At 60.9% G+C, this 24,996-nt stretch carries 21 protein-coding genes; 9 read left to right on the top strand and 12 right to left on the bottom strand.

What is annotated here, in order from left to right; translation table 11 throughout:
• The first annotated feature begins 233 nt into the window (after positions 1-233).
• Positions 234-1,133: a DMT family transporter gene (locus I6L46_RS01885; protein WP_216977238.1), complete on the top strand. Its 900-nt coding sequence runs from the start codon at positions 234-236 to the stop codon at positions 1,131-1,133.
• 76 nt (positions 1,134-1,209) lie between these two features.
• Here the strand turns inward: I6L46_RS01885 and I6L46_RS01880 are convergent, their stop codons facing one another.
• The 5 genes from I6L46_RS01880 to I6L46_RS01860 form a co-directional block, all read right to left on the bottom strand.
• Positions 1,210-1,905, bottom strand: coding sequence for a response regulator (locus I6L46_RS01880; protein ID WP_064337037.1), 696 nt, complete (start codon positions 1,903-1,905; stop codon positions 1,210-1,212).
• 3 nt (positions 1,906-1,908) lie between these two features.
• On the bottom strand, positions 1,909-3,477 hold the full coding sequence (locus tag I6L46_RS01875; protein ID WP_021229142.1) for a sensor histidine kinase: 1,569 nt from the start codon (positions 3,475-3,477) through the stop codon (positions 1,909-1,911).
• Between the two features lie 17 nt (positions 3,478-3,494).
• On the bottom strand, positions 3,495-5,045 hold the full coding sequence (locus I6L46_RS01870) for an NAD-dependent malic enzyme (RefSeq protein ID WP_216977237.1): 1,551 nt from the start codon (positions 5,043-5,045) through the stop codon (positions 3,495-3,497).
• 23 nt (positions 5,046-5,068) lie between these two features.
• Positions 5,069-6,385, bottom strand: a complete 1,317-nt coding sequence (locus tag I6L46_RS01865) for a 2-hydroxycarboxylate transporter family protein (protein WP_013724001.1) — start codon at positions 6,383-6,385, stop codon at positions 5,069-5,071.
• 518 nt (positions 6,386-6,903) lie between these two features.
• Complete coding sequence (locus I6L46_RS01860) at positions 6,904-7,074, bottom strand: hypothetical protein (protein WP_162838752.1); 171 nt, start codon at positions 7,072-7,074, stop codon at positions 6,904-6,906.
• A 298-nt stretch (positions 7,075-7,372) separates the two neighbouring features.
• On the opposite strand from I6L46_RS01860, the gene I6L46_RS01855 reads away from it, so the two are divergent.
• From I6L46_RS01855 to I6L46_RS01835, 5 genes are all read left to right on the top strand, one after another.
• Positions 7,373-7,885 (top strand): MarR family transcriptional regulator, encoded by a 513-nt coding sequence (locus tag I6L46_RS01855; RefSeq protein WP_005349886.1) that lies wholly within the window; start codon positions 7,373-7,375, stop codon positions 7,883-7,885.
• A gap of 1 nt (position 7,886) precedes the next feature.
• Complete coding sequence (locus I6L46_RS01850; RefSeq protein WP_216977236.1) at positions 7,887-8,942, top strand: HlyD family secretion protein; 1,056 nt, start codon at positions 7,887-7,889, stop codon at positions 8,940-8,942.
• Positions 8,932-10,029 carry a DUF2955 domain-containing protein gene (locus tag I6L46_RS01845; protein ID WP_216977235.1) on the top strand — a complete coding sequence of 366 codons (1,098 nt, stop codon included), beginning with the start codon at positions 8,932-8,934 and terminating at the stop codon, positions 10,027-10,029. The genes I6L46_RS01850 and I6L46_RS01845 overlap by 11 nt, the downstream gene beginning before the upstream one ends.
• Before the next feature lie 172 nt (positions 10,030-10,201).
• Positions 10,202-10,966: an ABC transporter substrate-binding protein gene (locus tag I6L46_RS01840; RefSeq protein WP_216977234.1), complete on the top strand. Its 765-nt coding sequence runs from the start codon at positions 10,202-10,204 to the stop codon at positions 10,964-10,966.
• Between the two features lie 149 nt (positions 10,967-11,115).
• Positions 11,116-11,472, top strand: a complete 357-nt coding sequence (locus tag I6L46_RS01835) for an MliC family protein (protein WP_204481207.1) — start codon at positions 11,116-11,118, stop codon at positions 11,470-11,472.
• Positions 11,473-11,528: 56 nt separating this feature from the next.
• Here I6L46_RS01835 and I6L46_RS01830 read toward each other — a convergent pair whose 3' ends face one another.
• The 4 genes from I6L46_RS01830 to nrdD all read right to left on the bottom strand — a co-directional run bounded on the left by I6L46_RS01830 (position 11,529) and on the right by nrdD (position 15,056).
• Positions 11,529-11,921, bottom strand: a complete 393-nt coding sequence (locus tag I6L46_RS01830) for a TonB family protein (protein ID WP_005358848.1) — start codon at positions 11,919-11,921, stop codon at positions 11,529-11,531.
• Positions 11,922-12,093: 172 nt separating this feature from the next.
• Positions 12,094-12,264 carry a YqaE/Pmp3 family membrane protein gene (locus tag I6L46_RS01825; protein WP_005338440.1) on the bottom strand — a complete coding sequence of 57 codons (171 nt, stop codon included), beginning with the start codon at positions 12,262-12,264 and terminating at the stop codon, positions 12,094-12,096.
• Positions 12,265-12,328: 64 nt separating this feature from the next.
• Positions 12,329-12,838, bottom strand: coding sequence for an anaerobic ribonucleoside-triphosphate reductase-activating protein (nrdG, locus tag I6L46_RS01820; RefSeq protein ID WP_179903342.1), 510 nt, complete (start codon positions 12,836-12,838; stop codon positions 12,329-12,331).
• A gap of 100 nt (positions 12,839-12,938) precedes the next feature.
• Positions 12,939-15,056, bottom strand: coding sequence for an anaerobic ribonucleoside-triphosphate reductase (gene nrdD, locus I6L46_RS01815; protein WP_216977233.1), 2,118 nt, complete (start codon positions 15,054-15,056; stop codon positions 12,939-12,941).
• 446 nt (positions 15,057-15,502) lie between these two features.
• Between nrdD and I6L46_RS01810 the strand changes: the two genes are divergently transcribed.
• Positions 15,503-16,477 carry an ABC transporter substrate-binding protein gene (locus I6L46_RS01810; protein WP_216977232.1) on the top strand — a complete coding sequence of 325 codons (975 nt, stop codon included), beginning with the start codon at positions 15,503-15,505 and terminating at the stop codon, positions 16,475-16,477.
• Positions 16,478-16,560: 83 nt separating this feature from the next.
• Here I6L46_RS01810 and ligA read toward each other — a convergent pair whose 3' ends face one another.
• From ligA to I6L46_RS01795, 3 genes are all read right to left on the bottom strand, one after another.
• Positions 16,561-18,567 (bottom strand): NAD-dependent DNA ligase LigA, encoded by a 2,007-nt coding sequence (gene ligA / locus I6L46_RS01805; RefSeq protein ID WP_216977231.1) that lies wholly within the window; start codon positions 18,565-18,567, stop codon positions 16,561-16,563.
• A 99-nt stretch (positions 18,568-18,666) separates the two neighbouring features.
• The gene (gene zipA / locus I6L46_RS01800) at positions 18,667-19,836 is read right to left on the bottom strand and encodes a cell division protein ZipA (RefSeq protein ID WP_040066671.1); all 1,170 of its coding nucleotides are present in this window, start codon (positions 19,834-19,836) and stop codon (positions 18,667-18,669) included.
• 15 nt (positions 19,837-19,851) lie between these two features.
• A complete protein-coding gene (locus I6L46_RS01795) occupies positions 19,852-23,226 on the bottom strand; it encodes an AAA family ATPase (protein WP_216977230.1) in 3,375 nt (1,124 codons plus the stop codon).
• Positions 23,227-23,439: 213 nt separating this feature from the next.
• Between I6L46_RS01795 and cysZ the strand changes: the two genes are divergently transcribed.
• Both cysZ and I6L46_RS01785 read left to right on the top strand, forming a co-directional pair.
• A complete protein-coding gene (gene cysZ, locus I6L46_RS01790) occupies positions 23,440-24,204 on the top strand; it encodes a sulfate transporter CysZ (protein ID WP_005338455.1) in 765 nt (254 codons plus the stop codon).
• A 147-nt stretch (positions 24,205-24,351) separates the two neighbouring features.
• A complete protein-coding gene (locus tag I6L46_RS01785) occupies positions 24,352-24,966 on the top strand; it encodes a trimeric intracellular cation channel family protein (protein ID WP_005338456.1) in 615 nt (204 codons plus the stop codon).
• Positions 24,967-24,996: the final 30 nt, after the last annotated feature.

Raw genomic sequence — 24,996 nt, 5'->3', positions numbered from 1 at the left:
CAGCGCCCCTTGTCAGCGAGAGAGAGGAGCAGGCGTGATGCAACGCCCTGTTGGCTCGGTCTCCGGCACAGGTCAAAAGCAGCCATCAGTTGCGGGCAGACGCAGCCCGTGTGGGCCGGAATAAGGTGCATCAGAAAGAGTTGTCTTTTCTGCTGGGTCATCTGTCTGTTTTACGCTACTTGATAATATAAAGACAAGGGTAGACTTGGCCCCCTGTTAATAAGGAGCCTCTGATGCGAATCTTTTCCCCTCTTCTCTTTCCGCTGATGGCGGTGCTGATCTGGGCTACCAATACCGTGGTGTCCAAGGCGGCCGCCAGCGTGCTCGACCCCGCGGCTATCTCCTTCTATCGCTGGGTGATCGCCGCCCTGGCGCTGACCCCCTTCTGCCTGCCGCAGCTGTGGCGCCGCCGTAGCGAGGTTCGCCCCTGGCTCGGCAAGCTGCTGGTGCTAGCGGCGCTCGGTATGGTGCTCTACCAGTGTCTGGCCTACTACGCCGCACACAGCACCTCGGCTACCAATATGGGGGTGATCGGCTCCCTCATTCCGCTGCTCACCCTGCTGCAAGGGGCGCTCTTCTTCGGCCAGCGTCCCGGCAAACAGGCACTGCTCGGCATGAGTATCTCCCTGTTCGGGGTGCTTTGGCTGCTTGGCAAGGGCGAGCCGCTCGCCCTGCTCCATAACGGCATCAACCCGGGGGATGGCATGATGTTGCTCGGCTCCGCCAGCTACGCCCTTTACGGCCTCTTGATCCGCCGCTGGCACCTGCCGTTTGGCCCCTGGCTCAACCTCTATATGCAGATCCTGCTGGCGGTGCTACTGCTGGTGCCACTCGCTCTCAGCGCCGACTCGATGGCGGTGCCAGCCGAAGGGTGGGGACTGGTGCTCTTTGCCGGGCTCGCCTCCTCTCTGCTGGCGGCTTACTGCTGGATGCGCGGCCTCGCCTGCATGGGCGCCGAGCGCACCTCGGTCTTTATGAACCTGATGCCGCTCTGTACGGCGCTGATCGCCGTCGTCGGCCTGGGCGAGCCGATCCACGGCTATCACCTGCTGGGGGGCGGGCTGATCCTGGGCGGGGTGATGGCCTCCCAGCTGAAGGGGCGTGCGCCGGTAGCCGAACGGGAAGCAGCCTGAAAACGTACATCATCCGGAAACAACAAGGGAGCCCATGGCTCCCTTGTTGTTTCTGCAATACACGCCAGTGAGCATCTCAACCGGCCCGGCGCCAGCGGTAGCGCCGCTCCGGCCGCCCCCGCTGACCATAGTTGAGATCCACATCGACTCTGTCTTCCGACTCCAGATACTCCAGATAGCGGCGCGCCGTGGTGCGGCTGAGGGAGAGTCGCAGCGCCACCGTGTCGGTGGAGAAGACGTTCTCCGGCTCACCAGCCAACAGATCCAGTACCTGACGCAGGGTGATGCTGTCGATCCCCTTGGGGGTGACGCGCATCTCCTTGAGCTGGGAGCGCCCTCCCTTGCCCAGCAGCTTGTCGAGATCTTCCTGCTCCAGCCGACCCCGCTCGCACAGACGGCTGTGCAGTTGCAGGATCTCGTCCAGACTCTGCTGGATGCGAAACAGCCGCAATGGTTTGATGACGTAGTCATGAACCCCCAGGTTGAGGGCCTGCTGGATGGTCTCCACATCCCGCGAGGCGGTCACCATGATGACATAGGCTTCGCGGTTGTGGCTGCGCAGGCGGCTCACCCACTCAAGGCCGGAGCCATCGGGCAGGGAGACATCCACCAGCAGCAGTTGGGGCACCACACCGGCCATCATGGCATCGGCCTGGGCCAGGGTGCCAGCCCGCCCCAGCAGGGAGAAACCGGGTGTCGCCGCTACCAGTTCTGACAAGATGGCACCGATCCGATCGTCATCTTCAATAACAAGCGTGATTATTGGGTCCATGGCTCACATTAATTGGTTTTTATTCAAGTAGATACCAAACAGGGTGGTCTGCTCGGCGGTTCGCCGCCATTCTATCACACCCTCGTGCCGACCCACGGTCTCCTTGACCAGGAACAGACCCACCCCGTGATCGCCGCTCTGGCGACTTACCCCGTAATCGAACAGATGGTCGGCCAACTCCTCGTCGACCCCCTCGCCGCTATCCTCCACCTCGATCACCAGTCGCCGCCCCACATCGCACAGAGAGAGCAGCACCCGCGGCGGCCGCTGCTGGCGGTTGCGCCAGGCTGCCTGCAGGCCGTTGTCCAGCAGGTTGCCAATGAGGGTGATGAGATCGGCCGAAACCGAAGCCGGATACTCCGCCAGCGCCGAGTCGGGATCGAGTTCCAGGGTCACCCCCAGCTCGCGAGCCCGGCTGAACTTGCCGAGAATAAGCCCCGCCACCGGCTTGTTGTCGATCAGCCGCAGCAGCTCCTGCAGCATGGTCTGGCACGCTTCGTTCTCCTGCTGGATCAGCTCCACCGCCTGATCCACATGGCCCAGCTGCAACAGGCCGGAGAGGCTGCTCAGCTTGTTGGCAAACTCGTGGCTCTGCATCCGCAGCATCTCGGCATACTGGCGCAGGTGGGTCACTTGCACCCCCAGACTGGCGGCCACCTCCGGACGGCTGAAGATCAGCAGTCGCCCCGGCGCCTTGCCCTGCACCGCCTGCCAGCGGCCGACGAAGGACTCCCCCTGAATGGTGAAACTCACTTCTCCCCCCTCCTGCTCCAGACAGGGGGCAAGGGGCGGCACCAGCTCCGCCAGCGACTGCCCCTGCAGGGCGTGGCGCCCGGTGACCGGCAGCCGCAACTGATAGCTGGCGGTGCTGTTGATCATGTTGATGTTGCCGCGGCCATCGAGGGCGATGACCCCTTCAGTGATGTGCTCCAGCACCAGATCCTGCAGAGTGAAGCGGCGCACGATCGCCTCCGGCTCCAGATCAAGCAGGGTCTTGCGCAGCAAATATTGCACCCAGAGCGCCAGCAGCAGGCCGCACCCCAGCACCGCCACAATGGCGCTGATGAGCAGGGCCACCCGCTCCATATAGATGCCCTCCACCTGCTGCATCAGATAGCCCACCACCACGGCCCCCATGACGCGCCCATCCCCGCCCACCACCGGGGAGAAGCAACGGATCGCCGGCCCCATGGTGCCCCGATCCTTGGAGCAGTAGCTGCGCCGCTCCTGCAGCGCGGGCCAGATATCCTCACCGCGAAACTTCTGTCCCACCAGCTCGGGGTTGGGGTGGCTGAGGCGGCGACCATGCTCGTCGGTCACCACCATATAGGTGGCATCGGTGCGGTTGCAGACCGCCTCCACATAGTCGCGCAGAGTCGGATCACTGCCCTGACGCAGGGCCTCGACCACCCGGGTATCGGCCGCCATGACCCGTGCCAGATCACTCCCCTTATCCTGCAGGTTGCTCTCCAGCAGATGACGGATAAAGAGGGCCAGCAGGCTGCCCAGAATGAGGATCAGCAGCAGGGAGAGCCCAAGAGAGAGGGTGACCAACTGGTGGCGAAGTTTCATGCACATACCTTAAAACGTCAGGACGCTGCCCAATAGTGCGGATGCCACCAGGTCTGGTCAATCAAAGGTGCCGGATCGCCGACAAAATCGGCCAATCCTTCCTCGCGGGCACAGAGCGCCACCGCTCTGGCGACGGCGCGGGCCACCTCTCCCACCTGCTCGATGGGGGGCAACAGCCGGCCCGCCACCAGCGGATAGGCGCCGACTGCCCGCACCGCGGCCAGCAACATACCATCGCTGATGCGGCGCGCCTTGACGGCGCAGGCTCCGAGACCGATCCCCGGGAAGACATAGACGTTGTTGCACTGAGAGACCCCCCGCCGCTCCCCGGCCACCGTAACCGGCGCAAAGGGGCTGCCGGTGGCCAGCAGAGCGCGGCCATCTGTGGCGGCCCACACCTGCTCGGGGGTGGCCTCGGCGCTGCGGGTCGGGTTGGAGAGTGGCAGGATCACCGGTTGCTCGCACACCTCCCCCATCGCCTGCAACACCTCGTCAGTAAAGAGGCCGCCCTGACCGCTCACGCCAATCAAGACCGCCGGGCGCACCTGGCGGATGGTCTCCAGCAGCGAACTGCTCCCCTCCTCCACGGCACGGGCAAACGGCTGTTGGGCGCGAGTCAAGTTGGGACGATCGCAGCAGACCACCCCATCCTGATCAAACAACCAGACGCCGTCGTGACTCCCCGCCAGCTGGGCCAGCATGGCGGCGATGCCGCAACCGGCAGAGCCCGCTCCGACGATCAGCACCGGGGCATCACTGAGGGTGGTCCCCGCCTGTTGCAGACCGGCCAGCACGCAGGCGGAGGCGACCGCCGCCGTGCCCTGAATATCGTCGTTGAACATGCAGAGCTCATCCCGATAACGGGTCAGCAGATTGGCGGCATGCTTGCCGGCAAAGTCTTCAAACTGCAGCACCACCTGCGGCCAGCGCTTGCGAATGGCGGCCACCACCTTGTCCATGAAGTGGTAGTAGCTCTCGCCGTCGATGCGCGGGGATTGCCAGCCGAGGTAGGAGTCATCCTCCAGCAGCTCGGGATTGTTGGTGCCCACATCGACGCAGAGCGGCAGGGTGCGCGCCGGGTTAATGCCGCCAGCAGCGGAGTAGAGCGCCAGCTTGCCGATACAGATCCCCATGCCGCCGATACCGAGATCGCCAAGCCCCAGCACCCGCTCGCCATCGGAGATGACGATCACGTCCACCTCCTGCTCCACCGACTCGAGGATGTCCTCAAGATCATCCCGGTCGTGCCAGGAGAGGTAGAGGCCGTGGCTGCGCAGATAGAGATCGCTGTGGCGCTGACACGCCTCCCCCACCACCGGGGTGTAGATGATCGGCAGCAACTCAGGCAGATGGTGGCGCACCAGATCGTAAAAGAGTACAGGATTGTCCTCCTGCAGCTGGCGCAGCAACAGATGCTGGTCAAACGGACTCTGCATGGCGCTGACCAGTCGGTAGATCCGGCGCCGCTGCTGGGAGAGGGACTCCTCCTTGTGGGGCATACGCCCCCGCACGCCCTGACGCTTGCGTTCTGCATAGGGCAGGCTGGTGCCCATCATGATGTCGTTCATTTTGTTTGTTCCTCAATCCGGTATCAGGCGAGCAGGGAGATAAGAGCAGTAGCCAGGATCAGCATCACGGCGCCGCCAAGACGGGAGGATATCTGGGCAAAGGGCATCAGCTTCATCCGCTGGGCCGCCGAGAGCACGGCTACGTCGCCGGTGCCGCCCATGTTGGCCATGCAGAGCCCGCCGGTGATGGCCGCCTCAATGGGATAGAAACCGATCATCCGGCCCACCAGCGCCGCGCCGAGGGCACCACCGATCACGGTGACCATGACCAGCACGAAGTAACTGATGGAGAAGGCGCTGATCAGCTCCGGAATACTGGTGTAGGCGACACCGATCCCCACCAGCAGGGAGGGAGTCAGGTTGCTCACCACAAACTGATACCAGTCGGCTGCCGCCTGCTCATAACGGCGCGGCAGCAGGCCACTCACCTTGATAAAGGCGACCGCCAAAATCATCAGGGCGAAGGGGTGCATGGGGATAAAGTTGCCAAGCAGGGAACCCAGCACAAACATGCTGGAGCTGATAAAAAGCCCCATACCCAGACTCTGCAGGGTCGGCGCTTCGGCCTGCTCGTCAGCAATGCTCTGGCTATTCTCTTTGACCATCAGCTTGCCGTTGCCAGTCAGGGAGGGATAACGGCGACCAAGGCGCGCCAGCAGGGAGCCCACCAGAATGGCCAGGGTATTGGCGATCACCACCGCCGGTACCATGCGCGACAAGAGATCCGCACTGGACATCTGCATCGGGCCGGAGAGGATCTCCACCAGGGGCACCGCACCGGCGCCCATGCCACCGCCCATGATGGGCAGGCCGATCAGCAACACCGCATTCTTGAAGCCATACCCCATCAGGGAGCCGACCAGCCCCACGCTCAGCAATGCCAGCGCTACGCCGCCAAGAATGACCGGCAGATAGCGCATGGCGGCATTTTTCAGCAAAGCGCCGCTCATGCCAAACACGGAGCCAGTCACCAGACTGGCGATAAAGAAGTTGAGAAAGCCCCCCTCCTTCATGAAGTTGGTGATGACCTGCCCCGCCTGCACCGGCAACAGCTGATATTCGAACAGGGCGGCGCCGCCGAAGATGGCGAGGATGGTGCCACCCCCCAGATATTCACGGATTGGCATGATCCGCTCACCCAGCTCGGTCAGCAGGGTGCCCAGCACAAACATCAGCGCCAGCGCACCGACCATGCCCAGCGGCAACGAGCCATTCCAGCCGGAAAAGAGAACACAGGTCGCCAGCCCCAGAAATATAAAGAGCGGCATACCGGCAATTTGTTGGCCGCCCATAAAGGCGGCCTTTTCTTGTGTGGTTTGTAGGGGTGAGAGGTTTTTCATTGTTATGTACTCTGCGTGTGATTGTGGCCACTACTTTATTGATCCCCCTCTCCCCTGTCGGTTAGCCAGATTGCAAAGCCATATAAAAACATTAAAAACTTAAACATCATGGTGCCACCAACGCGTGCTGCGCAATAGAACACCAGACATCCGATACCCGACCAAGTCAGGAAATAGGGCGATAAAACGAGCGAGCCCAATGGCGGATATTTGGGTGATCAGCAGTAATAACGATGCGATGATCTCTCCCCCTTCGGGGAAATAACAGAGCCAGATGACAAGCTCTGCGACCATTTATCGCCACAGATCCTGTGAGTGATAATCAGCGGGCAATGTCATCACCATAACGCGAGTGCCACGGCTTGCCACATCAGTGTTTGAGTCGGCGTGCAGGAAGCACGCACGATGAAAAAGGGTGAGGAGAAAGATACAAAAAGGGGAGATTGAAATAGTGATGAGCCAAGCCAGCGAATACCAGAGCACTGGCTTGAACTCACAAGGATCACACATAGTCAGGTCTATTCTGCCAACAGCAATGGAATATTGGCGGGGTCAAAATCATGACTGATATCGGTACTTCTGATTGCGCCTTCCCGATTCACGCCATGGTGTGACTCTGCACCATATTCTCCATCACTCAACAGCGCTTCAATTGCCAGATACACACATCCACTGTCATATCCATCCACAACCCGTTTCCCCCTTGTTTTATAACCCCATCAATATTAGCGGATAAAAAAAGAGCTGCTCACTGAAGCTGAAAATTTCATGAAAATAATCGCCGGATATCCTCCATTCACGGCGCAATATCCGAATCGGCAAGAGAGCCTCGAGTGGATCAGCCCCGAGAATAATATCAGGGGCTCGAATGCTGCTCGCCCTCACCAACGAAAGATCCGACCAGAAACATGATCAGCATCACACTATTTACTTAGCCTGCTAAACAAGTATGATAGTTAGCATGCTAAGTACATTGAGGATGAGAAGATGACGGATCTGGAAAGGTTGCGCGAGCTGTCGCTCGCCGAGCAGATAGCGCGGATGCACCGGCTATGGCGTACTGCCGCCGACCTGGAGCTGGCTCCCCTTGGCCTCACCCATCCCCGCTGGACCGCGCTGTGGAAACTCTCCCGCATGGGGAACCATGTCAGCCAGAAGACCCTGGCCGAAGCCCTCGAGATAGAGCTCCCATCCCTGATGCGCACCCTGGGCCAGCTGGAAGAGCAGGGACTGATTGAGCGCCACTGCTGCAGTCAGGACAAGCGGGCCCGCATCGTCTGCGTGACCCCGGCTGGCCAGACCCTGCTCGATCAGATCGCCGACCGCATCATGAATATCCGCCGGGAGCTGCTGGGGGGCATCGACGAGCAGACCCTACAGCTGTTCGAAGCCACGGTGCAGCGGATCTCGGCCAACGCCCTCAGCAAAATTGAACAACACCACGACCGACAAGCCGGAGGCGATACAAGTCCTCCCGAGACCGACACAGAGAGAGAATAAGATGACCCCGGATCAACAATTTACCCGCTGGATCAAATGGTCCATGGCGGGCTTTGCCACCCTGTTTGCCTATTTTCTGATAGCCGACCTGCTGATGCCCCTCACCCCTCAGGCGATGGCGACCCGGGTGGTCACCAAGCTGGCCCCCCAGGTGAGCGGCAAGGTGATCGAGGTCGCCGTTCACAACAACCAGCAGGTCAAGAAGGGGGATCTGCTGTTCAGGCTGGATCCGGCCCCTTTTGAACTGGCGGTGGAGCAGGCCCGCCTTGCGCTGGCGCAGGCAGAGCAGCAGAACAGTGAACTGGATGCCGCCCTGACCGCCGCCGTTGCCGAGATCAACGCCAAAGAGACCCTGGCCAGCCAGAAGTGGCGCGAGGCTGAGCGGATCGATGCGCTGTACCAACGTCACATGGTTTCGCTGCAACAAAAAGATGAGGCTGACAGCGCCCTGCGCAGCGCCCAGGCCAACCTGCGCGCCAGTCAGGCCAAACTGGCCCAGATCAAGGCCAGTCGTGGCGTGGCCGGTGAGGACAATCTGTTGCTGCGCCAGGCCCGCAACAAGCTGGCGCAAGCGCAGCTGGCCCTCTCTTACAGCCAGGTTCACGCGGATCAGGATGGCACCATCACCAACCTGCAGCTCAAGCCGGGCAGCATCGCCAGCGCGGGCAGCCCGCTGCTGGCGCTGGTGTCGGAACAGGTGGACGTCATTGCCGATTTTCGGGAGAAGAGCCTGCGCCATGTCGGCGAGCAAACCCGTGCACTGGTCGCCTTCGATGGCGAGCCGGGTCAGCTCTATCCTGCTCGGGTAAGCAGTCTGGATGCCGGAGTGAGCGCCGGTCAGTTTGATGCCAATGGTCGACTGGCCGCGCCGGTGGAGTCTGATCGCTGGGTACGGGATGCCCAGCGGATGCGGCTGCACCTCGAGCTGGAGCAGCTCCCCGACCATCTGCCAGCCGGGGCGCGGGCTACGGTGCAACTGCTGCCGGACAATGCCCTGACCGCCATGCTGGCACGGGGCCAGATCCATCTGCTCAGCCTGCTCCATTATGTCTACTAACCACGCCACTCACCCGTCGGCCAATACCGCCGCAGCACACCCCGCCGGTGTTGCTGCCACCCACCTCTGGTATCGGCCCCTCACCGGCAACGAGCTGCGCCAGTGCCTGCGCATCGCCTTTGGCTGCACCACGGGCTTTTTGCTCTGCAAGCTGTTTGGCTGGAATTACGGGGTCTTCTATACGGTCACACCGGTGCTGCTGCTGGGGATGGTGCCAGTGATGAATGGCCATGCCGCACGCCAGCTGATCGCGGCGGCGGTGGTCTGTGGTGTGGAGGTCGGGCTGCTGGGGGGGCTGTTTGGCAGCCATCCGGCGCTGATGACCCCTATCGCCTTTCTGCTGTTTCTCTACCGTTTCGCCGCCATGTCGCGGGGCAGCCTGTTTCTGTTCGGGGCCAACGGGGTGCTGAGCCTCAGCATCATGCTGCACTTTGCCAGCTATCCGCAGACCGACCTCAACGACCTGATCCTCAACAATATCTGGGCGAGCGTGCTGTCGGTGCTGATCGCCTACCTGATGACCATGCTGATCCCGGATGTAGAAACCAGACCCAAGCCAGCCTCGGCCCCCAAGGCGCCGCACCGGATGCGCCATGAAGCTCTGCTGGGGGCTACTGTGGCCACCCTGTCGTTTCTGGTATTTCAGGTGTTTGACCTGCGCGACTCCATGTCTGCCCAGGCTACGACCCTGCTGGTGCTGTTCCCCATGCACTGGAACGGTGCGCTGAATTATGCCCGCAAACGGGCGATGGGCACCTTGCTGGGTGTCACCTTCGGCCTGCTCGGCCAGCTGCTGCTCTATGACTGGTCAGGGCAACTGCTGCTGGTCGCCCCGCTGCTGTGGCTCGGCGCCATGCTGTTCAGCCATGCCCACGTCAAGGAGGCAGGCGGCTCCGGGGTCGGCTTTGGCGCCCTCACTACCCTCGGCATCCTGTTTGGCCAGTACCTCACCCCGGGCAACGATCTGGTGTTCAGCGCCCTCTACCGGGTGAGCAGCATCCTGTTTGCCATCGTGGTCACCCTGCTGGCCTGCTACCTCGTCCATCGGCTGCTCAATCGCTTCGAGGCGACCCGCTTCGGTTATTGATTTCCTGTTGTAAGCACTGTTGTCAGCCCATGGATGAGCTCTCTTTCGCCCCGTCGCCTGCCGGGGCGTTTTTTCTATCGCTCGTTGACTTCCCTCACCAAGACTCCTGCCACTACAAGTCAGCGCAGAAGTGTGGCTATGCTTGTAAGGCTGCTGTCGATGAGGTGTACCTATGGTTCCGTTGTTAAAAAAATGGCTGGTTTGTCTGGTACTGTTGGCTACCAGCCCGCTCGGGGCCACCCCGCTTGTCATTGGTGCCGAAGATGACTGGGCTCCCTACTGCGAGCGCGACAAGGACAATGAGGATGACCAGCCCCACGGACTGGCGCCTGAGCTGGTCAAGGCGGTGTTCGCCGCCGAAGGGATCGAGATAGTCTTTCGCACCCTCCCCTTCGCCCGCTGCATGCACGATGCGAAAAGCGGCAAACTTGCGGGGTGCTTCAACGCCACCATCACCGAAGAGAACCGTTACCAGTACCACTGGCACGATACCCCCATGTTCGAGGAGGATCTCGCCATCTTCGCCCTCGCCAGCGAGCCGCAACGGGATCTCAAGCTCACCTCGCTGGAGGGCAAGCGGGTGGGCATCACCCTCGGCTACACCTACCCCACCGATTTTATGGAGAACCCCAGAATCACCCGCTTTCAGGCCAAATCCGATGCCCAGATCCTCGAGATGCTGGTACGTGGCAGGGTCGACTACATCCTGATGAACGGCATGCCTGGCTACCTCAAGATCCAGCAGAAGCAGCTGACCGGCAAGGTGGTCAAGGTTGGCAAACTCTCCACGGATGGCTTCTGGCTCGCCTTCTCCCGCCACCACCCGCAAGGGGAAGCGCTGGCCAAACAGTTCGAACAGGGGCTGCAGAAGATCAAGAACAACGGCATCTATGAGACGCTGATCCGCCAGTTTGAAACCCGACTCGGCTTGCACTGATGGCGGATGCCTTGCTAACACCGACCCCCTCCTCTCACCCTCGCGACGGGATTCCGGACAGCCAGCGACGCACCGAATGGCCCCGCTGATTGCACAATAACGGCAACCTGTTAGGCTCACGCCCATATGACACCAATGGAGCTGTAATCATGAATAAGGTACATATGATGGCCGCTGGTGCGCTGGCCCTCGGCCTGCTCGCTGGCTGCAATCAGAGCAATACCCTCTCCGTCACTGGTGGCGAACCGGTCAGTTACCAGTGCGAGCAGGGCAAGAAGGTACAGGTGCGCTACTTCTCCCTCTCCGACGAGAGCCTCAACTTTATCAAGCTGTCACTGCCGGACGGCAAGGATTACACCCTGCCCCAGGCCGTCTCGGCCTCCGGCGCCCGCTATACGGACGAACATGAGGCCGTCTGGTGGAACAAGGGGGATGAGGGCTTTGTCGAGCTGCGGGATCAGGATGGCGAGTGGCAGACCGCCTACAACGACTGCAAACAGCAATAAACGTGACCCCGGCCTGGCCGGGGTCTCTCTTTCTCTGGCATCAGAGTGATGGGGGATCAGTTGATCTCGATCTCGAAGCGGTTGGTCACCTCGACCGGAATGGCATCCGGGTTGCCCTCTGCCGGGCTGTAGCGGATCCGCGAGAGGGTCGCCAGCGCGCTCTGCTCCAGCTCGCCGGGGGGCTCGGCCGCCACCACTTCCGGCTTGACCGGCGTGCCGCTGGCGTCGATTTGATAGCGCACTTCCACATACCCCTTGACCGGTTTGGCCGGCAGGGCGGGCTCGTCATTACCAAGCCATGACCACTGCTTCTCCTGAACCCAGTAGCTGGACAACTGCTCGAGAGGGATAGCGATCGGAGCGCGCTCGTGCGCTACCTCCTGACGGGATGAGCACCCCAGCAACAGTGTCACTGCCAGACCTGACCATACTGCGACTTTCCACTTCATGTAACGCTCCTTGTTCTCTGCCGGTGCTTGTTGCCGGACTGCGGGCCGCTCAACGCGCGCCCTTTTGGTCAGTCACCCATCCTAACGAAAAAGTATTCGTATGAACATGAACAAAAGGGCCAACCCCGAGAGGTTGGCCCTTTTATCATCAATAAACTCATTAACCAGCCAATCAGCCGCGCTTGTCGCTCACCACCAGCCAGAGCGCATGCACCATGCCCGGCAGACCGCCCATCAGGGTCAGCACAATGTTGATTAAAAAGTGCAGGCTAAAGCCCACCTGGATAAAAGCGCACACAGGGGGCAGGAAAATGGCCAGCAGGATCTTGAGCAGATTGTTCATCTCGGCTCTCCTTTTCAAAAATGTCGTCAGGATTGGAATGGGCTAACCATAAACATCCCGGACTTCAACTGCAAACCAGACAGGGAATTCGCTCACCCGCATCACGCCAGGCGTTGAGGTCGTGGATCTGCTGATTACTGCTGCCACGCCAGAGCAGGCCCGGGTCTGCCAACTCCTTTTCAAACTTGCCATCCACCAGCACATCCAGCAAGGCCACCAGCTCGCGCTGGGCCTCTGACAGTTCGCCGAGCAGATAACCGGTCCAGCACCAGATATCCTTGCCCGGACACTCGGCGCGCACCCGTTTCACCAGCGCCAGCACGTGGGGCACGTTGGCAGGGTGGAGCGGATCGCCGCCGGAGAGCGACAGACCTCGCCGTTTGATGCGGCTGTCGTTGAGGTCGCTAATGACGCGATCGCTCATCGCCTCATCGAACGGCTTGCCGCCGTCAAGGCGCCAGGTGCTCTGGTTGTAGCAACCCGGGCACTGATGCTCACAACCCGAGACAAACAGGGTGGCACGGGTGCCGGGGCCGTTAATCACATCGACCGGGTAGTATTGGTGGTAGTGCATCGCTTGTTTCCTGCCTCGTTCACGGGACAGCGGCATAACTGCCGTCCTCCAATGAAAATGGCCCCTTGAGTCAGGGGCCAGCTCTTCATCGCCTGTGCGCTTACATATGTTTGACGCGGCGCTTCACCTCTTCCTGCTTGCCCGCATTGAAGGGGCGCGCATCCGGGCTACCGAGGTAGCCGCAGACACGGCGGGTCACCGACACCTTGGCCGGGTCGTGGTTGCCGCAGCGCGGGCAGGTAAAGCCCTTGGAGGTACATTCGAACTCACCGGTAAAGCCGCAGTCGTAGCACTCGTCGATGGGGGTGTTGGTACCGTAGTAGGGCACCTTGTCATAGCTGTAATCCCAGACGTTTTCGAGCGCTTCCAGGTTGTGCTGGATGTTGGGGTACTCGCCGTAGCAGATGAAGCCACCGCTGGCGATGGGCGGATAGGGCGCCTCGAAGTCCAGCTTGTCGTACGGGTTGACCTGCTTCTCCACATCGAGGTGGAAGCTGTTGGTGTAGTAACCCTTGTCGGTCACGCCGGATACCACGCCAAACTCTTTGGCATCGATGCGGCAGAAGCGGGTGCAGAGGTTCTCGCTCGGGGTGGAGTAGAGGCTGAAACCGTAACCAGTCTCCTCTTTCCACTCATCGATGGCCGCCCTGAGACGGGCGATGATGGCGATAGCCTTCTGTTGCAGCTCGGCGCTGTCAAACAGGTGCACCTTGTCACCAAACAGGGCGTTGATGGTCTCGTGAACCCCGATATAACCGAGGGAAATGGAGGCACGACCGTTCTTGAAGATCTCGCTGACGTTGTCGTCCGCCTTGAGCCGCACGCCGCAAGCCCCTTCCATATAGAGGATCGGTGCAACCCGTGCTTTCACCCCGTCCAGACGGGTGATGCGGTACATCAGCGCCTTCTTGGCGACCCGCAGGGAGGCATCGAGACGATCCCAGAAGTCCGCTTCGTCACGGGATTTCAGCGCAATGCGCGGCAGGTTGAGGCTCACGACCCCCAGGTTGTTGCGACCTTCGTGGATCAGCTCGCCATTCTCCTCGTAGGCACCGAGGAAGGATCGGCAACCCATGGGGGTCTTGAAGGAGCCGGTCACTTTCACGACCTGGTCGTAGTTGAGGATGTCCGGATACATCCGCTTGGAGGCACACTCCAGCGCCAGCTGCTTGATGTCGTAGTTGGGATCGCCCTGCTTGTGGTTGAGGCCATCCTTGATGGCGAACACCAGTTTCGGGAACACAGCGGTCTTCTTGTTCTTGCCAAGACCAGCGATACGGTTGCTGAGGATGGCGCGCTGGATCATCCGCGACTCCCAGCTGTCCCCCAAGCCAAAGCCGAAGGTGACGAAGGGCGTCTGACCGTTGGCGGTGTGCAGGGTGTTGACCTCGTACTCCAGCGACTGGAAGGCGTCGTAACACTCTTTCTCGGTGCGAGCCATGGCGTAGGCTTCTACGTCGGCAATGCCCCACTCTTCGGCCACTTCACGGTGTTTCTGCCAGCTGATGGTCACATAGGGGGCCAGCACTTCGTCGATGCGGTTGATGGTGGTGCCGCCATAGATGTGGCTCGCCACCTGAGCGATGATCTGGGCGGTCACGGCCGTGGCGGTGCTGATGGATTTCGGGGTATCGATCTCCGCATTGCCCATCTTGAAGCCGTGGGTCAGCATCCCTTTCAGATCGATCAACATGCAGTTGAACATCGGGAAGAAAGGTGAGTAATCGAGATCGTGGAAGTGCAGATCACCGCTCTCATGAGCCTGAACCACATCACGGGGCAGCATGTGGCTGGTGGCATAGTGCTTGGCGACGATACCGGCCAGCAAGTCGCGCTGGGTCGGGATCACCTTGGAGTCTTTGTTGGCATTCTCGTTGAGCAGGGCGGCATTGGTCTGCTCAACCAGACCGCGGATCTCCTGCGCCAGACGGCCGCGCGCCTCGCGAGCCTGATCCCTGTCGTGGCGATATTCGATATAGGCACGGGCGATGGCCTTGTCATCGGAAGCCATCAGGTGGTTTTCGACCAGGTTCTGGATCTCGTGGATATCAACTTCACCACGCCCTTCCAGCTCCTGACTCACCGCATTGGCAATGCGGGAGGCGAGTGCCGGATTGGCCTGATTGACCGCTTCCGCCGCACGGCTGACCGCCTCTGCAATCAGCTGGGCATTGAATGGTGCGCGACATCCGTCACGTTTGATCACAACCGGTTTCATGGATTTTCCCCGTTAAAAGGCCAGGCATTTGCCTCTGGCTCACCCTTGTTGGGCCCCCCTCCCGGCATCTCGTCCTGGACGCAAATAAATTCAGCCGAGGCTTGACAAGCCTGGGCTGAAGATAGGAGGGGAACAGCTTATACACAGCTTAATAACACAACATATAGGTATTAAAAACGAATGCGTCCCTATATGTGGTGTCTATTAGGCACCAAAGCGCAGCCTCATTTCTTGATCCAGAACAGGTTTTTCAGCGAGCGGGACAGTTCACGACCAACCAAAAACAGCTCCATTCAAATCCAATCTCAGGCAGAGTGCGGGCTGGCGTCCGATCCACCCACCCGAAAAAAAAATCGCCCCCCGCCGCACCGGTTTCGAGATGACAGCGCCAACCAAAACCGCCCATACTGAACAAGAACTCTCTCCCCCTCGACAAGGGACAACCCATGCGCACCCCCCTGCTATTGCTACTGCTATCCACCCTCTCTCTGCCGCTCTGGGCCGCAAACATTCTGGTGATCAGCAGCTACCATCCCGAATACCTGTGGGACCAAAGCTACAACAAAGGGCTGCTCGATGGCTTGCAGGGGGAGCACAAGATCACTCACTTCTATATGGACACCAAACGCCATCCACGGGAGAAGTTCGACGAAATAGCCCAGCAAGCCATCGCCTTTTATCTGAAGAGCAAACCGGATCTGGTAGTACTGGGGGATGACAACGCCATCAACTATCTGGCCAACGAGATCGCCTCGCTGGGCACTCCGGTGGTATTTCTTGGCATGAACGAGAATCCGCGCCTCAAGGGCTTTGTCGGCCACCCCAAGATCACCGGCGTGCTGGAGCGTCCCCTACTCAAGCGCAACATCAGCGAAATAAGCCAGATGATGGGTGGGCTCGACAAGGCACTGGTGCTGTTTGATTCCAGCAATGTGGCCCTCACCGCCATCGAGGATGAATTCAAGACCCAGACCGAGCTGCGAGTCGGCCAGACCAGGATCAACAGCCAGCTGATGGGGGATTACAGCCTCTGGCAAGAGGCGGTGCTCAACGCCAAGAAGAACGGCTATCAGGCAATCTTCCTCGGCCTCTACCACACGCTGGTCGATGACAATGGCAAGCATGTGAGCGAAAAGACGGTGCTGGAGTGGACCAGCGCCAACACGCCGGTGCCGCTCTTCTGTTTCTGGGAATTCACCGTCGGCAAGGGGATGGCCATCGGTGGGCTGGTGCTGGACGGCCACGATCAGGGGATACAGGCAGCCAGCCTCATCAACACCATTCTGGCGGGCACCCTGCCCCGTACCATCTCCCCCCGCGCGGCCCTGCGCGGCGAATATGTCTTCAGCAAGAGCGAGCTGGCCCGCTGGCAGCTCACCGTGCCCGACAAATGGCGCCACAAGATCCTCTGGCGTGAGTGACCGCCGAAACAAAAAAAAGAGAACCCGGCCATGCCGGGTTCTCTTTTATCGGGTGCAGCGGTTAGCAAGCTTGGTGAGGGCTATCAGCCCTGCAACGCCTGTTGCAGCTCCTCTTCGGTCCAGATGGTGATACCCAGCTCCTGTGCTTTGGTCAGCTTGGAGCCGGCCGCCTCCCCCGCCACCAGCACATCGGTCTTGGCAGATACCGAACCCGCTACCTTGGCCCCCAGCGCCTGCAATGCCGCCTTGGCGTCGTTGCGCGACAAGGTGGTCAGGGTGCCGGTCAGCACGAAGGTCTTGCCGGCAAAGGGTTGCTCCGCGGCCTCTTTCTTCTCGATGGCCGGCCAGTGGATGCCGGCAGCCAGCAAGGCTTCCAGCACCTCCACGTTGTGGGGCTGACGCAGGAAGTAGTAGACATGCTTGGCCACCACATCACCCACATCGGCCACTTCGAGCAGTTGCTCCACCGAGGCCGCGCGCAGGGCATCCAGGGTGCGGAAGTGGTTGGCAAGATTGAGCGCTGTCGCCTCCCCCACTTCGCGGATCCCCAGGGCAAACAGGAAGCGCGGCAGGGTGGTGCTGCGCGCAGCATCGATGGCGGCTACCAGATTGAGGGCCGATTTTTGCCCCATCCGCTCAAGACCTGCCAGCTGGATGGCATTGAGGCTGAACAGATCGGCGGGAGTCTTCACCAGTCCCTTGTCTACCAGCTGCTCGACAATCTTGTCGCCAAGGCCGTCCACATCCATGGCGCGACGGGCGGCGAAGTGCTTGATCGCCTCCTTACGCTGCGCCTCGCAGAACAGGCCACCGGAGCAGCGGGCAACAGCTTCCCCTTCCAGCCGCTCGACCGCAGAGCCACAGACCGGACACTCGGTCGGGAAGAGAATTTCGCGCGCATCAACAGGGCGCTGCGCCTCTACCACAGCGACGATCTGCGGGATCACATCCCCCGCCCGGCGCACGATCACCGTATCGCCGATCATCACGCCGAGACGCTCAATCTCGTCGGCGTTGTGCAAGGTGGCGTTGGAGACAGTGACGCCGCCGACAAACACAGGTTTTAGCTTGGCCACCGGCGTCACGGCGCCGGTACGACCGACTTGGAACTCGACGTTCTCAAGCTCTGTCATCTCTTCTTGCGCCGGGAACTTGTGGGCGGTCGCCCAGCGCGGGGCGCGGGCCACAAAGCCCAGCTCTTCCTGCAGGGGGATGGCATCGACCTTGTAGACCACTCCGTCGATCTCGTAAGGGAGCTCGCCACGACGGGCCAGAATGTCGTCGTGGAACGCCTGACAACCGGCGGCCCCCTCTTTGAGCTTCACCTCGGGACTAAGCGGCAGCCCCCACTCCTTGAGCTGATTGAGGCGACCAAAGTGAGAGTCACCGAGCAGCTCGCCGCCAACACCGACACCGTAAGCGTAAAAGCTCAGGGGGCGGCTGGCGGTGATGCGTGAATCGAGTTGACGCAGGCTGCCGGCGGCGGCGTTGCGCGGGTTGACGAACACCTTCTCGCCCGCTGCCAGCGCCTTGGCGTTCATCGCCTCAAAACCGGTCTTGGGCATAAAGACTTCGCCACGCACCTCCAGCCGATCGGGCCAGCCAGAGCCCCGCAATGCGAGCGGAATGGCCTTGATGGTACGTACGTTCTCGGTGATCTCCTCACCGGTGGCGCCATCGCCCCGGGTGGCCGCCTGCACTAGCTGGCCATCCACATAGAGCAGACTCACTGCCAGACCATCCAGCTTGGGCTCGCAGCAGAAGGTGAAACGCACGTCACGCTTGAGGCGATCGCTCATCCGTTGTTCGAACGCCTGCAACTCTTCGCTGCTAAAGACGTTATCCAGACTGAGCATGGGGATCTCGTGGCGCACCTGTTTGAAGGCGGTCAGCGGCTGACCGCCGACACGCACGCTGGGTGACGCCGGTGTTTTCAGCTCGGGATGCTCGGCCTCCAGCGCAATCAGTTCGCGCATCAGGCGATCGTATTCGGCATCCGGCACTGTGGGGTTATCCAGCACATAGTACTGGTGACCATATTCGGTAAGCAGTTCACACAATTGACGGTGGCGGGAGAGGGTGTCGCTCATGAAAAAGTCTCGAAGTGTGATTGAACATACGGCCGGGGTAGAAACAAAAATGCGGTACCAGGGTACCGCACTTTTTCTTCACTCGACCCGCATGGCGTATTAGTCGCGACTGGCCTCGTAGGCAGCCAGCTCGTGACGGTAACGGGCAATGGTCTCGTCGCTCAGCGGGCTGCGATCCATATCTGTCAGCATGGCATCGAGATCGCTGGCTAGCTGATCGGCAGCCTGCAGCATGTCCTCGAAGGCAAACGCGGCATTGCTGCGCAGCGGCAGTTGCATGAACAGGGAGACACCCGGCGTGGTGAACTGCTCCATCCGGTACGGGTTGAAGGTACCCGGCTTGACCATGTTGATCATGGAGAAGAGCACTTCACCCTTGCCGTTGGGATCTTCGTGACGGTGGAAAATATCCATCTCGCCAAACTTGAAGCCCAGCGCCATCAGGGATGAGAGCAGGGTCGCACCTTGCAAGTCGTGACCAGGACGGCCCATCAGGTTGATGACATAGACATCCTGCCAGATCTTCTCGACCGGCTGGGGCGCCATGCGCGGCTCTTCCACCACAGGTGCAGGCGCCACATAGGCTGGCTCTTCATAAACAGGCTCGGGAGCCACATGACGGGGCTGCGGCTGATATTCCGGCTCGGGAGCACGCACCGGTTCGGCACGAACGGTGTCAGCGGTACGGACTGTCTCTGCACGGGCACCAAAAGTCGGGGCGGTCGCGTAAGCGGGCTCGACCAGCGGCTCGTCGTCCAGCGACTGCATCATGGGCTCGCGCTGGGGACGGGAACGGTAGACCGGGGTACGACGATTGACCTGAGCAGGTTTGCGCACCGGCGCGGCGGGCGCCTCGTCGATCTCCTCGGGCAGCGGTTCGTCGAACGCTTCCTCCTCTTCATAGACAGGAGGCGGCGGAACCGGGCGGGCAGCAGGCTTGCGCACTACGGGCGGCGGCAGATCGTCCTCGTCATCTTCATCATCAAAGGCGGGGACGGCAGGGCGACGACCGAGTTCCGGCTGGCGGCTCTCTTCACTGCGCAGCTTGGGCTCGGCACGACGGCCACCACTGACCACGCGTACCTGGCCGATGCCATCGCTGTCGAAGGCGTCGTTATCACGATCCCGCGACTTGGAGTCCATCCGTCCAATCGGTTTCTCTTTGATCGGTGCCTGACGATTCTTTTTGTTGCTCCACAACCCGTGAATGAGCAATGCCGCAATAGCAATACCGCCCAGGGCAACCAAGATGTAACGCAATTCCTGCATTAGCTGCTTCTCTTTCTAGTTTTGCTCAGCCAAAGCGACGGCTTCACCGATATCGACCGACACAATGCGAGAAACCCCGGGCTCTTGCATCGTGACGCCAACCAGCTGCTCAGCCATCTCCATGGAGACCTTATTATGACTGATGTAAACGAACTGTACTGTGCTCGACATCTCTTTGACAAGAGAACAGAAGCGACCGACGTTCACTTCATCGAGCGGTGCATCCACCTCATCCAGCAGACAAAAAGGTGCTGGGTTGAGTCTGAAGATGGCAAAAACCAGCGCAAGCGCGGTTAACGCCTTCTCCCCCCCGGAAAGCAGGGCAATGGTAGCATTCTTCTTACCCGGAGGTCTCGCCATGATGCTCACTCCGGCCTCCAAAAGATCATCGGAGGTAAGCTCAAGCCAGGCACTGCCCCCACCGAACACTTTTGGAAACAGGGATTTTAAATCTTCGTTGACCTTATCGAAAGTGTCCCGGAACCGTATTTGTGTCTCTTTATCAATTCTTTTAATGGCTTGGCTCAAGGTTTCCAGCGCTTGCTCGAGATCCTGGCACTGATTTTCGAGGTAGGTTGCCCGGGTTTTCGCCTCTTCGTACTCCTCCAGCGCCGCCAGGTTGATGGCGCCGAGCGCCTCCACTTGCCCCTCCAGAGTCTGGATCTCCTGCCGCAACTTGCTGCGATCAGCGGCGATCAACACCGCCTGATCGAGATCTACCAGTCGAACCCCCAGCTCTTCGAACTGCTCGTGCAACCCCTGTCGACGGGTGAGGTTGCGTTCGCGCTCAAGGCGCAGGGTTGCCAGCTTCTCTTGCAGAGTCACCAGCTGCTTGTGATCGGCACTTCTGGCCTGCTCCAGCTCACCCAACTGGCGCTCCAGCTCCGCAAGCCGTTGATGGCAGGCGAGTTGCTGTGCCTCCAGATTGCGCTGCTCGGCCAGCAGGGGCGCCAGATCCAGCACCGCTTCGCTATCCGGCCCTTTCAACCCGGCCAGCTCCAGCCCGAGCCGAGCCAGCTCCTCTTCACCCAGGGTAATGAGTTGGCGCAGATTGCCCAACTCCAGTTGCAAACGCTGGCAGGCCGCTTGTTGCTGCTCGCGGCGCACACGGGCCTCGTCGACCGCCCGCTCGCAGCGGGTCAGCAGCTCCTGAGCAAGCTGCAACCCTTGCGTCAGCGGCTCCCCCTGCTCCTGCAACTCGGCAAGGCGCGCCTCATCGAGTTCCAGTTGTTCACGGGCGCTGGCCAGTCGCTCTGCCTCTTCGGCCTGCTCCTGATCAAGCCGGATCAGCTCTTTGCCGAGCTGACCGAGCCGCTGCAACCGCTCCTGCCGCTGACCCTGTTGCAGGCTCCAGGCTTCGCGCAGTTGTTGCCATTTCTGCTCTTGCTCGCGCAAGGTTCGCTGCGACAACTCCTGCGCACTGGCAAGCTGGGCGCGCCGGGCATCGGCTGAGACAAGTTGCTCGCTCAGCTGTGCCAGCCCCGCGGCAACCCTCTCCTGCTCGGTATGCAACCGCTCACGCTCACCCAGCAGCGCCATGGTGCCAAGCGCCCCGCCCTGTCCCAAATCTGCCCAGTTTGGCCCCAGCCAGTCGCCAGCAGGAGTCAGTACCGACTCACCGGCCGCAAGGCTTGGCTGGCGGGCCAATGCGGCCTCCCGGCTCTCCACCAGCCAGATGGCGTTGAGGAAGGCAGGAATATGCTCACCGCCCAGTTGCGCCGCCAGCGTACCGGCAACCGCCAGTTGCGCCGGGCCAATCCAGAGCCCTTCTTGCGCCAGATTGCACTCGTCCGCCGGCGTTGCGGTAAGCCAGCGACCCAGCACCTTGTCGAGTGCCTGTGCCCACTCGGGGGCAACCTGCAGTCGATCCGCCAGGGTCGCCCCCTCCATCTGTTCGCCGAGGATCTGATCCAGGGTCGCCAGCCGCGCCTCCAACTCCCGTTGCAGGCTCAACTGCTGGCCATGCTGCTGCTTGAGTTGTTCATGGGCGTCGACCGCCTGCGCCAGCTGCTCGGTCAGCTCGCCATTGGCCGCCCGCGTCAGCTCCAGCTCACCACTCAGGGCATCGAGGGCCGGTTGCAGGTCATCGGCCTCAGCGCCGAGGGGTCCCGCGCGTTCATCTTCCAGCTTGAGGCGGGCCAGCCGGGTCTTGGCTTGCAACTCCTGCAAACCACCCAACCGGGTACGGGTCTGGTTGAGCTGGCCCTGCAACCCGGCCAACTGTTGCTGCCACTGCTGCTGGCGCAAGCGAGCCTGTTCCAGCTGCTCGCTGGCCTGCTGGCGACCCTCCTGCTGCTCGGTGAGCAACTGCTCACACTGCTCCAGCCGGGCGCTCTCCTGCTCGGCGCGCAATACCCCTTCGGTCAGCTGATCCTGCTGGCTGGCAAGCTGCGCCTTGCAAGTGGCGATCCGCTCGCCCAGCGCCTCTGCACGGGCCTGCCAGTCGCGCCCCAGTTCACTCTGGTGCAGTTGCTGTTGCTCGAGACGGGCGATGGCCTGCCCGCCGAGAAAAATCTGTTGCTGACGGCTCGCCTGCTCGGCTTGCGCCTCTTGTCTGGCGACCGACAGGGTGACGTGGCGCCCCTCATCGGCGGTGCGCTTTGCATCGAGCGCCGCCAGCGCCTGCTCGGCTTGCGCCAGTTCGGTTTTGGCCTCGCCAAGGCGCGTCTCCAGCGCCCACAACTCGGAGCCAATCAGCTCGGCGCGAGCTGCGCGTGAACGACTCTTGAGCTGTTTGTAGCGCTCGGCCGTTTCGGCCTGGGCTTTGAGGTGGTCAAGGCGCGAACCCAGTTCGCCGCGAATATCGCCGAGGCGCTCCAGGTTCTCCTGAGTGTGGCGAATGCGCTGCTCGGTCTCGCGGCGCCGCTCCTTGTAGCGAGAAACCCCGGCGGCTTCTTCCATAAAGAGCTTGAGATCGGCCGGACGTGACTCCACCAGTCGGCTGACAGTGCCCTGCTCGATGATGGCGTAGCTGCGGGGGCCAAGACCGGTGCCGAGGAAAAGGTCGGTCACATCCTTGCGGCGGCACTTCTGACCGTTGATCTGATAGTGATTGGAGCCATCGCGCAGCACTTCACGGCGCACCGAGATCTCGGTAAAGCGACCGAACTCGCCGGGCACCCGGTTGTGGGGATTGTCGAAAACCAGCTCGACCGAGGCGCGCCCGTGCGCACTGCGATTGATGGAGCCGTTGAAGATGACATCGGTCATGTTCTCACCGCGCAGATGGCGAGCGGAACTCTCCCCCAGCACCCAGCGCACCGCGTCGATGACGTTGGATTTGCCACAGCCATTGGGGCCCACCACCGCGGTCATGTCTGCCGACAGTTCGATGCGGGTCGGCTCGACGAACGACTTGAAGCCGGCGAGTTTGATCAGTTTCAGACGCATGGCGACCTGTATCAGTGGCTAAATAAAGAGGATGCGGGCAGGTGACTTTACCAAATCCAGACCCGGCTTTGTTTGTAATATGCAGGCATCATCCCCATTCATGCCCGATTTTTGGTCGCCACGGCACGAAATAAGGAATAGTCGGCGACTTTACCAAATCAAAGGCTTGTTTGTAATATGCTGGCAGTTCTCCCATGCATAGATGGAGCTCACATGAGCCAATCACCCCATATGGTCAAAGATTCAATCAGCGGTGCAGACTATTTCCTGCGCGGGTTTTCCCTTATTCGCCAACCGGGCATCCGCACCTTTGTGCTGATCCCCCTGCTGGTCAACTTCGTGCTGTTTGCCGGGGCCTTCTATGCCCTGCTGCTGCAGCTCGACGGCCTGTTCGCATGGCTCCATCAGCAGATCCCCGCCTGGCTCGACTGGCTGGACTACCTGCTGTGGCCCATCGCTCTCATCACCATACTGGTGGTCTTCTCCTTTATATTTAGCTCGGTTGCCAACTGGGTAGCCGCCCCCTTCAACGGCCTGCTGGCGGAGAAGGTGGAGCAGATCCTCACCGGTCAGCCCGCCAATGACAGCGGCATGCTGGATATCGTCAAGGATGTGCCACGCACCTTCGGCCGCGAATGGACCAAGCTGAAGTATTACCTGCCCAAGGCCATCGGCTGCCTGATCCTGTTTCTGATCCCGGTGGTGGGCCAGACCCTGGCGCCGGTGCTCTGGTTCCTGTTCAGCGCCTGGATGATGGCGATCCAGTATGTGGATTATCCGTTCGACAACCACAAGATCGACTTCATCACCATGCGCGATGCCTTGAAGCAGCGCCGCGGCAAGTGCCTCAGCTTCGGCGCTCTGGTGACCCTCTTCTCCGCCATTCCGGTGGTGAACCTCTTCGTGATGCCAGTCGCCATCTGTGGTGCCACCGCCATGTGGGTCGATCACTACCGGCAGGAGCAGTTGGGGCGCTAACCCTTGAACATTGATTAGAAAAAGGCACCCGAAACGGTGCCTTTTTCGCATTTAGCATGAATTAAATTAATGCATGCATTCGATATGCTTGTCCCATATGACACGAGTTGGTAGGATTCTGGCCTTTCTCGTTCCCTGGGATATCTCATGTTACATGCACTCTTCTTGGTTGGCCTGGTGGCCGAAGGGATGACCGGCGCGCTGGCCGCGGGTCGGCGACGGATGGATCTGTTTGGTGTGGTGATCATCGCCTCGGCGACGGCCATCGGTGGTGGCACCATTCGCGATGTGCTGCTGGGCCACTATCCGCTGCTCTGGATTGAACATCCGGAATACGTGCTGCTGGTTGCCGCAGCTGCGATGGCGGGTGTGGTCTCCGCCCCCCTGATGCGTTACCTCGGCAAGCTGTTCATGGCCCTTGATGCCCTGGGACTGGTGGTCTTCTCCATCTTCGGTGCGGCCCGAGCGCTGGATATGGGCCACGGCGCCGGTATTGCCTGCATCATGGCGGTAGTGACCGGGGTCTTTGGCGGGGTGCTGCGGGATCTGCTCTGCCAGCGGATTCCACTGGTATTTCGTCGCGAGCTCTATGCAGCCATTTCGCTGATCACCGCAGCGCTTTACTGTCTGGCGCTGGATCAGGGCTTGCCGACCAACTGGGCCGCGTTCGGTTCCATCGGGATCGGCTTTGTACTGCGGCTGCTGGCGGTACGCTTCAAGTGGGGTCTGCCTACCTTCAACTACCAGTACGCGACCCACTGAGTACGCCAGCTTCTGGCGAGGCGGGTTGGA

Origin of the sequence: Aeromonas sp. FDAARGOS 1416, from assembly GCF_019048085.1 — a bacterium.
Taxonomy (GTDB): domain Bacteria; phylum Pseudomonadota; class Gammaproteobacteria; order Enterobacterales; family Aeromonadaceae; genus Aeromonas; species Aeromonas veronii.
The sequence above is the reverse complement of the archived record's forward strand: the minus strand, read 5'-3'. Positions and strand labels throughout refer to the sequence as shown.

Bases quoted from the DNA above. Each gene is read 5' to 3' on its own strand.
- I6L46_RS01825 (WP_005338440.1), bottom strand. From the start codon at position 12,264: ATGAACAATCTGCTCAAGATCCTGCTGGCCATTTTCCTGCCCCCTGTG.
- nrdD (WP_216977233.1), bottom strand. From the start codon at position 15,056: ATGAAACCGGTTGTGATCAAACGTGACGGATGTCGCGCACCATTCAAT.
- I6L46_RS01830 (WP_005358848.1), bottom strand. From the start codon at position 11,921: ATGAAGTGGAAAGTCGCAGTATGGTCAGGTCTGGCAGTGACACTGTTG.
- I6L46_RS01835 (WP_204481207.1), top strand. From the start codon at position 11,116: ATGAATAAGGTACATATGATGGCCGCTGGTGCGCTGGCCCTCGGCCTG.
- I6L46_RS01865 (WP_013724001.1), bottom strand. From the start codon at position 6,385: ATGAAAAACCTCTCACCCCTACAAACCACACAAGAAAAGGCCGCCTTT.
- nrdG (WP_179903342.1), bottom strand. From the start codon at position 12,838: ATGCACTACCACCAATACTACCCGGTCGATGTGATTAACGGCCCCGGC.
- I6L46_RS01885 (WP_216977238.1), top strand. From the start codon at position 234: ATGCGAATCTTTTCCCCTCTTCTCTTTCCGCTGATGGCGGTGCTGATC.
- I6L46_RS01785 (WP_005338456.1), top strand. From the start codon at position 24,352: ATGTTACATGCACTCTTCTTGGTTGGCCTGGTGGCCGAAGGGATGACC.
- I6L46_RS01855 (WP_005349886.1), top strand. From the start codon at position 7,373: ATGACGGATCTGGAAAGGTTGCGCGAGCTGTCGCTCGCCGAGCAGATA.
- I6L46_RS01850 (WP_216977236.1), top strand. From the start codon at position 7,887: ATGACCCCGGATCAACAATTTACCCGCTGGATCAAATGGTCCATGGCG.
- I6L46_RS01810 (WP_216977232.1), top strand. From the start codon at position 15,503: ATGCGCACCCCCCTGCTATTGCTACTGCTATCCACCCTCTCTCTGCCG.
- zipA (WP_040066671.1), bottom strand. From the start codon at position 19,836: ATGCAGGAATTGCGTTACATCTTGGTTGCCCTGGGCGGTATTGCTATT.
- I6L46_RS01795 (WP_216977230.1), bottom strand. From the start codon at position 23,226: ATGCGTCTGAAACTGATCAAACTCGCCGGCTTCAAGTCGTTCGTCGAG.
- I6L46_RS01875 (WP_021229142.1), bottom strand. From the start codon at position 3,477: ATGAAACTTCGCCACCAGTTGGTCACCCTCTCTCTTGGGCTCTCCCTG.
- cysZ (WP_005338455.1), top strand. From the start codon at position 23,440: ATGAGCCAATCACCCCATATGGTCAAAGATTCAATCAGCGGTGCAGAC.
- ligA (WP_216977231.1), bottom strand. From the start codon at position 18,567: ATGAGCGACACCCTCTCCCGCCACCGTCAATTGTGTGAACTGCTTACC.
- I6L46_RS01880 (WP_064337037.1), bottom strand. From the start codon at position 1,905: ATGGACCCAATAATCACGCTTGTTATTGAAGATGACGATCGGATCGGT.
- I6L46_RS01845 (WP_216977235.1), top strand. From the start codon at position 8,932: ATGTCTACTAACCACGCCACTCACCCGTCGGCCAATACCGCCGCAGCA.
- I6L46_RS01840 (WP_216977234.1), top strand. From the start codon at position 10,202: ATGGTTCCGTTGTTAAAAAAATGGCTGGTTTGTCTGGTACTGTTGGCT.
- I6L46_RS01870 (WP_216977237.1), bottom strand. From the start codon at position 5,045: ATGAACGACATCATGATGGGCACCAGCCTGCCCTATGCAGAACGCAAG.